Origin of the sequence: Streptomyces sp. NPDC059037, assembly GCF_042740015.1 — a bacterium.
GTDB lineage: Bacteria > Actinomycetota > Actinomycetes > Streptomycetales > Streptomycetaceae > Streptomyces.
The window spans coordinates 25,801-36,330 of record NZ_JBHYIG010000059.1; the positions used below are offsets into that span (position 1 = coordinate 25,801).

Sequence of the window (10,530 nt, forward strand, 5' to 3'; positions counted from 1 at the left end):
CCGGGCGCCGATCGGCGTCAGAGCCTGTGGATAACCCCGGCCTCCGCGGATCCGCTCTCCTTCTCCGTCTCCTTCCCCCTCGAATTCCCCGTCGAATCGGCGCCCCGATAGGGAGCCATGGAGAGCCCGTCCGGCTTGACCGTGACCAGTGCCTGCGGCTTCGGCGCGGTCGAGGTCAGGGCCAGGCGGGGCCAGATCTGCCCGACCGTGGCGAGGATGATGAGGAGCTCGGTCCAGGCGAAGGCCTCGCCGACGCAGTTGCGGCGACCGGCGCCGAAGGCCAGGAACGCGCCGCGGGTGGCGGCGTCGGGCCGGCCGGACCAGCGGTCGGGGTCGAAGCGCTCCGGCTCGGGGAAGACCGACGGGTCGTGCTGGTGGAGGTACGGGCTGTAGATCACGTCCGCGCCCTCGGGGATGCTGTGCCCGCCCAGGCTGACCGTGCGCGTCGCGGTTCTGGTGACCAGCCAGGCCGGGCCGTACATCCGCATCGACTCCTGCAGGACGGCGCGGACGTACGTGAGCTCGTCGAGATCCTCGTAACGAAGGGGACGGTCCGCGCAGACCGCCTCCAGTTCCTCGAGCATCCGGCGCCCGACCTCGGGGTTCTTCTCGATCTCCACCAGCGCCCAGGCCAGTGTGGTGCTGGTCGTCTCGATCGCCCCGGTGAGCAGGGTGATGGCCTCGTCCTGGAGCTGGCGTCGGGGCAGCGGACCGGTGTCCGGGTCGTCGGCCGTGAGAAGGGTGTCGAAAAGGCCCGTGTCCGCCTGCCCAGCCGCATGCGGGCACCCCGCAGCCGCAGCGCTTCCCGAGTCCGAGGCGTCGCCGAGACCGAGTGCGGCGGCCCGGTGGTCGATGGCCTGGTCGATGAGCTCGCGCAGCTGCGCGACCCGCTGGGCGTGCGCGCGGTTGGCGGGCAGCGGCAGCCGGGTGACCCAGCCGGGAAGGATGGTCTGCCGGATCGTCCCCTGCATGATGGGCGGCATCAGCGCGATGAAGTCACGCTGCAGGTGAGCGGGCAGATCCGCGCCGAACAGAGCGGTGAGGAACGCCGCGAGGGTCAGCTCCGTCATGTCGGCGAGCGTGTCCCGGGACTCGCCCTCCGCCCATCCCTCGACGATCTCCCGCACCTGTTCGATCATGGTGTCGCCACGGGTCGCGATGTGAGCCTTGTTAAACATCGGCTGCATGAGACGGCGGTTCTTCATATGGGTGTCGCCGTCGGCGACCGTGGCGAGCCCGTCACCGAAGAACACCTTCAACGCGTCGATGATCCGCCCGCCCTTGGCGAAGCTCGTCACATCAGTGACCAGCACTTCCTTGGTGAGGGCCGGGTCGGTGACCACGTAGGCGGGGGTGCGGGCGAGCTGTATTCGCACCACCTGACCGTGCTCGCGCAGCGAGTTCATGAACTCCAACGGCCGCTGCTTCAGTTGAAGACCGTGGCCGATCAGGGGAAGCGCTCCGGGGGCGACGGGAGTGGGGGTGGGCGACATCGCGCGTGTACTCCTTGCAGGGGCTGGCAGGGCGCCCGATGCATGCCCACGGCCGATGTGAACGAATCCGCTTGATCACGATCACTGCGTCACAGCGCCCGCAGCCGAATCCGCCGGCGACCACGGCTCCGTTCGAGCCTCTGAACGCGAAGACCACCCGACCTCACAGGAGCAGGACCCCAACCGTGAGATAGCTCACCGCAGAGGTCGCGCCGAGTCGGCGTCCGGGCCGCAGCCCGTACACAACGCGAGAAGCGGGCCCCCACCAGGACTTTCATCCTGGTGGAGACCCGCTCCACATGGTGCGCGAGGGGGGAGTTGAACCCCCACGCCCTTTCGGGCACTGGAACCTGAATCCAGCGCGTCTGCCTATTCCGCCACCCGCGCATGGGTGTTTGTCTTTGGGTCTCTCACTTGCGGTGCGAGCGCCTGCCGACATCCAGAAGATTAGCACGCTGCCGAGGGTGGATTCACATCCGTATTCGGGGGCACCTGCCCTGGTGGTCCGTGCGGATCGCGGGCCGGCCGTCCGACTTCGGCCGGACCCGGCGATGGTCCGCGGCCGGGTGCGGGACACTGGTTTGAGGCCCCCTCTACGATCCCTGATAGAGGAGTCCGGAAGGATCCCGGAACCCTGGTGCGGGCAGCCTTGTGAGAGGCGACACTCATCGACTGGGCGGACAGGGGGAACCAGCCGATTTCCCGGCGCGTGGATACGATCAGTAAGCAGTACCAGGATGACTACGACGGAGGAGGTGCCCCATGGGAGTCATGAAGAAGTTCGAGCAGCGACTCGAAGGTCTGGTCAACGGCACCTTCGCCAAGGTGTTCAAGTCCGAGGTCCAGCCCGTCGAGATCGCCGGCGCCCTGCAGCGCGAGTGCGACAACAACGCGACGATCTGGAACCGCGAGCGGACGGTCGTCCCCAATGACTTCATCGTGGAGCTCAGCGCGCCCGACTTCGAGCGCCTGAGCCCCTACTCGGGGCAGCTCGGCGACGAGCTCTCCGGGATGGTGCGCGAGTACGCCAAGCAGCAGCGCTACAGCTTCATGGGCCCCATCAAGGTCCACCTGGAGAAGGCGGACGACCTCGACACGGGTCTGTACCGGGTGCGCAGCCGCACACTCGCGTCCAGCACCTCACAGACTCCCGAGCGCGCCCCCGCAGCACCTGCTGCACCAGCAGCACCCACAGGACCTGGCCCCGCGGACCGCAGACCCCCCGCGGGCGGTGGCTACGGCTACCCGCAGCAGCCCTCCAGCGCTCCTCCCATGCCCGCGGCGCCGCCCCCCGGCGGACGCGCGGGCGGGCCCGCGCCGGTGCCGAACCGCCCCCAGGGGCCCGGCGCCGGGCCGCTTCCGGGTGCGCAGGTGCGGCGCTGGATCGAGATCAACGGCAATCGCCATCAGATCTCCCGCCCGACGCTGGTGCTGGGTCGCAGCACCGACGCCGATGTGCGGATCGACGACCCCGGCGTATCCCGCCGGCACTGTGAGATCCGGACCGGAACGCCCTCGACGATCCAGGATCTCGGGTCTACCAACGGCATCGTGGTAGACGGGCAGCACACCACCCGCGCTACGCTCCGCGACGGCTCGCGGATCGTCGTGGGCCAAACCACCATCGTTTACCGGCAAGCCGAAGGGTGAAGCGGGGGCAATGTCAGAGCTGACCCTGACGGTCATGCGGTTGGGTTTCCTAGCCGTTCTGTGGCTGTTCGTGATCGTGGCCGTCCAGGTCATCCGTAGCGACCTGTTCGGAACACGCGTCACACAGCGCGGCTCACGCCGTGAGAACGCGCGACCGCAGCAGGCCGCACGCCAGCAACAGCAGGCCGCGCCGCCGGCCCAGCGCCAGCAGCAGGGCGGTGGCAGGCAGCGCCGTGGCGCCCCCAGCAAGCTGGTCGTCTCCGAAGGCATCCTCGCGGGCACGACAGTCGCCCTGCAGGGCCAGACGATCTCGCTGGGCCGCGCGCACGATTCGACGATCGTGCTGGACGACGACTACGCCTCCAGCAGGCATGCCAGGATCTACCCGGACCGTGACGGCCAGTGGATCGTCGAGGATCTCGGGTCCACCAACGGCACGTATCTGGACCGGACCCGACTCACCACCCCGACGCCCGTTCCGCTGGGCGCGCCGATCCGCATCGGCAAGACCGTCATCGAGCTGCGGAAGTAGTACGACAATGAGCGAGCGGAGCGAGCGAGCCGACGCGGTCCACACACTGGACGCCAGCGCGCTCCCGACCGGAGGGTGGGCACCGTGCGGATGTACCCGGAGCCGACGGGCGAGGTGCGCATGAGTCTGTCTTTGCGCTTCGCCGCCGGATCGCACAAAGGCATGATCCGTGAGGGGAACGAGGACTCCGGCTACGCCGGTCCGCGTCTCCTCGCGATCGCCGACGGCATGGGGGGCCAGGCCGCGGGCGAGGTCGCGAGCTCCGAGGTGATCTCGACGCTCGTCACCCTCGACGACGACGTACCGGGATCGGACATCCTGACGTCGCTCGGCACGGCCGTGCAGCGCGCCAACGACCAGTTGCGCCTGATGGTCGAGGAGGACCCCCAGCTCGAGGGCATGGGGACGACCCTGACCGCCCTCCTGTGGACGGGGCAGCGCCTGGGCCTCGTACACGTCGGCGACTCGCGCGCGTATCTGCTGCGGGACGGTGTCCTCACGCAGATCACCCAGGACCACACCTGGGTGCAGCGCCTCGTCGACGAGGGCCGGATCACCGAGGAAGAGGCCACCACCCACCCGCAGCGCTCCTTGCTGATGCGCGCGCTGGGCAGTGGCGAGCATGTCGAACCGGACCTCTCGATCCGTGAAGTCCGCGCCGGCGACCGCTACTTGATCTGCTCCGACGGTCTCTCCGGTGTGGTCTCGCACCAGACGATGGAAGACACCCTCGCGAGCTACCAGGGCCCCCAGGAGACCGTGCAGGAGCTGATCCAGCTCGCGCTGCGCGGCGGTGGCCCCGACAACATCACGGTGATCGTCGCCGACGTCCTGGACATCGACAGCGGCGACACCCTCGCGGGACAGCTGTCCGACACCCCCGTGGTCGTCGGCGCGGTCGCCGAGAACCAGCTCCAGGCGCAGGACGACGGCGCCATGCAGACGCCTGCGGGCCGTGCGTCCGGCCTCGGCCGTCCGGTGCCGCCGCAGCCCTCCGGAGGCGGCTTCGGCCCTCCGGGAAGCGGTGACACGACGGGATACGTTCCCGAAGGGAGCTTCGGCGCGTTCAGCGACGAGGACTTCGTGAAGCCCGGCGGCGGCCGCAAGTGGCTCAAGAGATCCCTCTACACAGTGCTGGCCCTCGCGGTCATCGGAGGCGGCCTCTACGGGGGCTACCGCTGGACGCAGACGCAGTACTACGTAGGCACCAAGGACGAGCACGTCGCGCTCTACCGCGGCATCGACCAGGACCTTGCCTGGGTCAGCCTGTCCAAGGTGGAGAAGGACCACCCCGAGATCGAACTCAAGTACCTGCCGCCGTATCAGCGCAAGCAGGTCGAGGGCACCATCCCCGAGGGCAACCTCGACGATGCCCAGAGCAAGATCGAGGAGCTGAGCCTGCAGGCCTCCGCCTGCGAGAAGGACGCGCAGCGCCGCGAGGCCGAGCGGGAGAACGCCAAGCCCGGCGAGGGCGAGGCGGGCGGCGCGACCGGTCTGGCGGCCAAGGCCCCCACCGACGATCCGACCGACCCTGCGGACAAGAACGACACAGGCGACACGAGCGACAAGAACAGCACGACCGACAAGAACAAGTCCAAGACCGCACCGACTCCCACACCCGGCCCCAGCCTCTCCGAGGAAGAGAAGAAGCTGGTCCCGCTGTGCGGTAAGCAGTAAGCAGCCGTTGGGGGCCTTTGCACACCATGAGCAGTAGCACTACACACACGTCGACCATCGGCGCGATCGGTGCGCCGAGCCGGCGCAACACCGAGCTCGCGCTCCTTGCGTTCGCTGTCGTCATCCCGCTGTTCGCCTACATCAACGTAGGTCTCGCGCTCGACGGCGAGCTGCCGTCCGGCATGCTCGGCTACGGCTGCGGGCTCGGCCTGCTCGCGGCGGTCGGTCACATCGTGGTGCGCAGGTTCGCCGCGTACGCGGACCCGCTGCTGCTGCCGCTCGCGACGCTGCTCAACGGTCTCGGTCTGGTCGTCATCTGGCGCCTGGACCAGTCGGAGAAGCTGCAGGATCTCGCCAAGGCCGCCACCGGCCAGTTCAGCGCCTCCGCACCGAAGCAGCTGATGTTCTCGGCCATCGGCATCGCGCTCTTCGTGGCCGTACTGCTGCTTCTCAAGGACCACCGCGTCCTGCAGCGCTACACGTACATCTCCATGGTCGCGGCCCTCGTCCTGCTGCTGCTGCCGCTGGTGCCGGGTCTTGGCATGAACGTCTTCGGCGCCCGAATCTGGATCAGCGTCGCCGGATTCTCCATCCAGCCCGGTGAGTTCGCGAAGATCGTCATCGCGATCTTCTTCGCGGGTTATCTGATGGTGAAGCGCGACGCGCTCGCGCTGGCTAGCCGCCGCTTCATGGGCATCTACCTGCCGCGCGGCCGTGACCTCGGTCCGATCATCGTGGTCTGGGCGATGTCCATCCTGATCCTGGTCTTCGAGACCGACCTCGGTACGTCACTGCTGTTCTTCGGCATGTTCGTCGTGATGCTGTACGTCGCCACGGAGCGCACCAGCTGGATCGTGTTCGGCCTGCTGATGTCCTCGGTGGGCGCGGTGGGTGTGGCCACCTTCGAGCCGCACGTGCAAGAGCGTGTGGACGCCTGGCTGAACCCGTTCTCCGACGCCGTCATCGCCTCGACGGGCAGCGACCAGATCGCCCAGTCCCTGATGGCGTTCGGCTCGGGCGGTGTGCTCGGCACCGGCCTCGGCCAGGGCCACTCCGACCTGATCGGCTTCGCCGCCAACTCCGACTTCATCCTCGCCACCTTCGGCGAGGAGCTGGGTCTGGCCGGCGTCATGGCGATCCTGCTGATCTACGGTCTGATCGTGGAGCGCGGTGTGCGCACGGCGCTCGCCGCCCGCGACCCGTTCGGCAAGCTCCTGGCGATCGGTCTGTCCGGCGCTTTCGCCATCCAGGTGTTCGTCGTCTCCGGCGGCGTCATGGGCCTGATCCCGCTGACCGGTATGACCATGCCGTTCCTCGCGAACGGCGGTTCGTCCGTGATCGCCAACTGGGCCCTGATCGGCATCCTCATCCGTATCAGCGACACCGCACGCCGTCCTGCCCCGGCGCCCGCCCCGAACCCCGACGCCGAGATGACCCAGGTGGTCCGACCGTGAACAAGCCCCTGCGCCGGATCGCGATCTTCTGCGGGCTCCTCATCCTCGCCCTGCTCGCCCGGGACAACTGGCTCCAGTACGTGCAGGCCGACACCCTGGCGGACCACAAGAAGAACCGCCGTGTCTCCATCGAGCGGTATGCCCAGCCGCGCGGCGACATCATCGTCGACGGCAAGGCGATCACCGGGTCCAAGAAGACCTCCGGCGGCGACTTCAAGTACAAGAGGACGTACAAGAACGGACCCATGTGGTCCCCTGTCACCGGCTATGCCTCGCAGATCGTCGGCGCCACGCAGATCGAGTCCCTCGAGGACGGCATCCTCACCGGCAACGACGACCGGCTCTTCTTCACCCGCAGCCTGGACATGATCACGGGCAAGAAGAAGGAGGGCGGCAACGCCGTCACGACCCTCAACGCCGCCGCGCAGAAGGCCGCGTACGACGGTCTGAAGGGCCGCGGCAAGGGCGCGGTCGCCGCGATCGACCCGTCCACGGGCGCGATCCTGGCGCTGGCCTCCGCTCCGTCCTACGACCCGTCGGACTTCGCGGGCATGACGGGCAAGGAATCCAAGCTCTTCCAGAAGCTGGACAAGGACAAAGACCAGCCGATGCTCAACCGCGCGCTGCGCGAGACGTACCCCCCGGGCTCCACGTTCAAGGCCGTCACCGCGGCCGCCGCGCTGGAGCACGGTCTGTACGACGACATCGACTCGCCCACCAAGTCCCCGCTGCCCTGGACGATGCCGAACACCCAGACCGAGCTGAAGAACGAGGGGAACATCCCCTGCAAGAACGCCACGCTGCGCGAGGCGCTGCGGGTGTCCTGCAACACCGTCTTCGGCAAGATCGGCTCGGACCTCGGCAAGGACCAGATGCTGGAGACGGCCGAGAAGTTCGGCTTCAACTCCGAGCAGTTCATCCCCGTCCGCTCGAACGCCTCCGTCTTCCCCAAGGAGATGGACAAGCCGCAGACCGCGCTCTCCTCCATCGGCCAGTTCGAGACGGCCGCGACGCCGCTACAGATGGCCATGGTCGCCTCCGCGATCGCCAACGACGGCAAGCTGATGGAGCCGTACATGGTCAGCGAGCTGCAGGCACCGAACCTGGACGTGATCGAGAAGCACGCGCCCAAGGAGATGAGCCGGCCGCTCTCCGAGGAGAACGCGCAGAAGCTCCAGGACATGATGCAGACGGTCGTGAACGACGGCACCGGCCGCAACGCCAAGATCCCCGGCGTCACCGTCGGCGGCAAGACCGGTACGGCACAGCACGGCCTGAACAACAGCAAGAACCCCTACGCATGGTTCATCAGCTACGCGAAGACCGACTCCGGTTCGCCGGTGGCCGTCGCCGTGGTGGTCGAGGACAGCGCCGCCAGCCGTGACGACATCTCCGGTGGTGGTCTCGCCGCCCCCATCGCCAAGGACGTGATGCAGGCGGTTCTCGACAGCAAGAAGTGACCCCCGTCACGGCCTCTTCACATCAGTGCACGTTGCGATACCGGTCCTGTATCGGGTGACGGTCGCGGCCGGGTCACGTAAGGCGAGCCGGGTACGGTATGCCCGGACAGCACACCGCCGGACCACACAAGGGTGCGGTCGGGACTGACGGAGAGGGCTGGATTAGCTATGGAAGAGCCGCGTCGCCTCGGCGGGCGGTACGAGCTGGGCCAGGTGCTCGGCCGAGGCGGGATGGCGGAGGTTTACCTCGCGCACGACACCCGTCTCGGACGCACCGTGGCGGTGAAGACGCTGCGCGTTGACCTCGCGCGCGACCCGTCATTCCAGGCCCGGTTCCGCCGCGAGGCCCAGTCGGCCGCCTCGCTCAACCATCCTGCGATCGTCGCGGTCTACGACACCGGCGAGGACTACGTGGACGGGGTCTCCATCCCGTACATCGTGATGGAGTACGTCGACGGCTCCACTCTGCGGGAGCTCCTGCACTCCGGGCGCAAGCTGCTGCCCGAGCGCGCCATGGAGATGACGATCGGCATCCTCCAGGCCCTGGAGTACTCGCACCGCAATCAGATCGTCCACCGCGACATCAAGCCCGCGAACGTCATGCTGACGCGCAACGGCCAGGTCAAGGTGATGGACTTCGGCATCGCCCGCGCCATGGGCGACTCCGGGATGACGATGACGCAGACGGCCGCGGTCATCGGCACGGCGCAGTACCTCTCGCCGGAGCAGGCCAAGGGCGAGCAGGTCGACGCCCGGTCCGACCTCTACTCCACGGGCTGCCTGCTCTACGAGCTCCTGACGGTGAGGCCTCCCTTCGTAGGCGACTCCCCGGTCGCTGTCGCCTACCAGCACGTACGCGAGGAGCCCCAGGCCCCGAGCGTCTTCGACGGCGAGATCACGCCCGAGATGGACGCGATCGTCCTGAAGGCCCTCACCAAGGACCCGGACTACCGCTACCAGTCGGCCGACGAGATGCGCGCCGACATCGAGGCCTGCCTCGACGGCCAGCCCGTCGCGGCCACCGCCGCCATGGGCGCGGTCGGCTACGGCGGCCACCCGGACGACCAGCAGACGGCGATGCTGCGCCCGCAGCCCGGCGGCGCCCAGACGTCGATGATGCCGCCGGTGGGCCCGGACGACGGCTACGACGATCATTCGCGCCGCCGCCAGAAGAAGAGCAGTACGTCTACGGTGCTGCTGATTCTGGCGGGGCTGCTGGTGCTGGTCGGCGCCATTCTGATCGGGAAGTGGGCGTTTACCGGGGGTGGTGGGGGCAACGATTCGATCAAGGCGCCCAACTTTGTGGGTGAGAAGCTCGCGGACGCGAAGACCCAGGCCGGAAACGTCGATCTAGAGATCGCGGTCTCAGAGCGCAAGCCTTGCGAGAAGTACCCGAGGGGCGAGATCTGCTCCCAGGACCCGGGCGCCAACGCCACGGTCGACAAGGGCGCCACCATCAATGTGGTGGTCTCCACAGGTGCGCCGAAGGTCGCGGTGCCGAGCGTCATCGGCCTGGACATCGACGAGGCCACGGACAAGCTCGAGGGCCCGAAGTATCAGTTCAACGTCATCCCCAAGCAGGTGGAGTCCCCCGAGACGCCGGGCGAGGTCCTCGAACAGGACCCGACTTCTGGTACCGAGGTGCAAAAGGGCAGCAAGATCACCCTTGATGTCGCCAAGGAGAAGTCGCAGATCCAGGTCCCGGACGTCACCGGCCTCGACTACGAAGCCGCCGCGAAGCAGATCACGGACAACGGCCTCACCCCCCAGCGTGAGGACGTGGCCAGCGACTCCGTCGAAGAGGGCAAGGTCATCCAGACCTCCCCGGCGGCCGGCACAAAGGTCGACGACGGCTCGACGGTCACCGTCCAGGTGGCGAAGAAGGCCGAGCAGGCCACCGTGCCCGCGCTCACCGGCCAGAAGCTCAAGGACGCCCGCAAGGCCATCGAGGACGCCGATCTGACGGTCGGCACCATCACCGGCCCGCAGGAAGACGACGCCCTCGTGGTCCTCTCCCAGCCGGGCGCCAACGAGCAGGTCCCGCCGGGTACGGCGATCAACCTGACCACCGCGGGCGGCGACCAGGGCAACGGCGGAGGCAACGGCGGGGAAGACGACGGAGGCACCCTCTTCGGAGGCGGCACGGGCTTCCGCAGCGAAAGGGACTGACCCTCCGCAGTACACGAGAAGAGCCCCGGGTGCCCCGGGGCCCCGGGGTACGGGGCGTGGAGGGGGGTGTGGTGGTGGGGTTGGGGGGGGTGGAG

At 68.2% G+C, this 10,530-nt stretch carries 7 protein-coding genes and 1 tRNA gene; 6 read left to right on the forward strand and 2 right to left on the reverse strand.

Features of this window, described 5'->3' with window-relative positions:
• Positions 1 to 17 precede the first annotated feature (17 nt).
• The gene (locus ACFWY6_RS15170; protein WP_384689611.1) at positions 18 to 1,493 is read right to left on the reverse strand and encodes a cytochrome P450; all 1,476 of its coding nucleotides are present in this window, start codon (positions 1,491 to 1,493) and stop codon (positions 18 to 20) included.
• Positions 1,494 to 1,793: 300 nt separating this feature from the next.
• Positions 1,794 to 1,880: transfer RNA gene (locus ACFWY6_RS15175), tRNA-Leu, on the reverse strand.
• A gap of 375 nt (positions 1,881 to 2,255) precedes the next feature.
• Between ACFWY6_RS15175 and ACFWY6_RS15180 the strand changes: the two genes are divergently transcribed.
• From ACFWY6_RS15180 to pknB, 6 genes are all read left to right on the forward strand, one after another.
• Positions 2,256 to 3,143 (forward strand): DUF3662 and FHA domain-containing protein, encoded by an 888-nt coding sequence (locus ACFWY6_RS15180; protein WP_360775595.1) that lies wholly within the window; start codon positions 2,256 to 2,258, stop codon positions 3,141 to 3,143.
• Positions 3,144 to 3,153: 10 nt separating this feature from the next.
• Positions 3,154 to 3,675: an FHA domain-containing protein gene (locus ACFWY6_RS15185; RefSeq protein ID WP_135332252.1), complete on the forward strand. Its 522-nt coding sequence runs from the start codon at positions 3,154 to 3,156 to the stop codon at positions 3,673 to 3,675.
• Positions 3,676 to 3,795: 120 nt separating this feature from the next.
• Positions 3,796 to 5,352: a Stp1/IreP family PP2C-type Ser/Thr phosphatase gene (locus ACFWY6_RS15190; RefSeq protein WP_361814992.1), complete on the forward strand. Its 1,557-nt coding sequence runs from the start codon at positions 3,796 to 3,798 to the stop codon at positions 5,350 to 5,352.
• A gap of 26 nt (positions 5,353 to 5,378) precedes the next feature.
• Positions 5,379 to 6,806 (forward strand): FtsW/RodA/SpoVE family cell cycle protein, encoded by a 1,428-nt coding sequence (locus ACFWY6_RS15195; protein WP_266864412.1) that lies wholly within the window; start codon positions 5,379 to 5,381, stop codon positions 6,804 to 6,806.
• Positions 6,803 to 8,266 (forward strand): peptidoglycan D,D-transpeptidase FtsI family protein, encoded by a 1,464-nt coding sequence (locus ACFWY6_RS15200; RefSeq protein ID WP_384689617.1) that lies wholly within the window; start codon positions 6,803 to 6,805, stop codon positions 8,264 to 8,266. The genes ACFWY6_RS15195 and ACFWY6_RS15200 overlap by 4 nt, the downstream gene beginning before the upstream one ends.
• A 168-nt stretch (positions 8,267 to 8,434) precedes the next feature.
• Positions 8,435 to 10,435 (forward strand): Stk1 family PASTA domain-containing Ser/Thr kinase, encoded by a 2,001-nt coding sequence (pknB, locus tag ACFWY6_RS15205; protein ID WP_384689620.1) that lies wholly within the window; start codon positions 8,435 to 8,437, stop codon positions 10,433 to 10,435.
• Positions 10,436 to 10,530 lie beyond the last annotated feature (95 nt).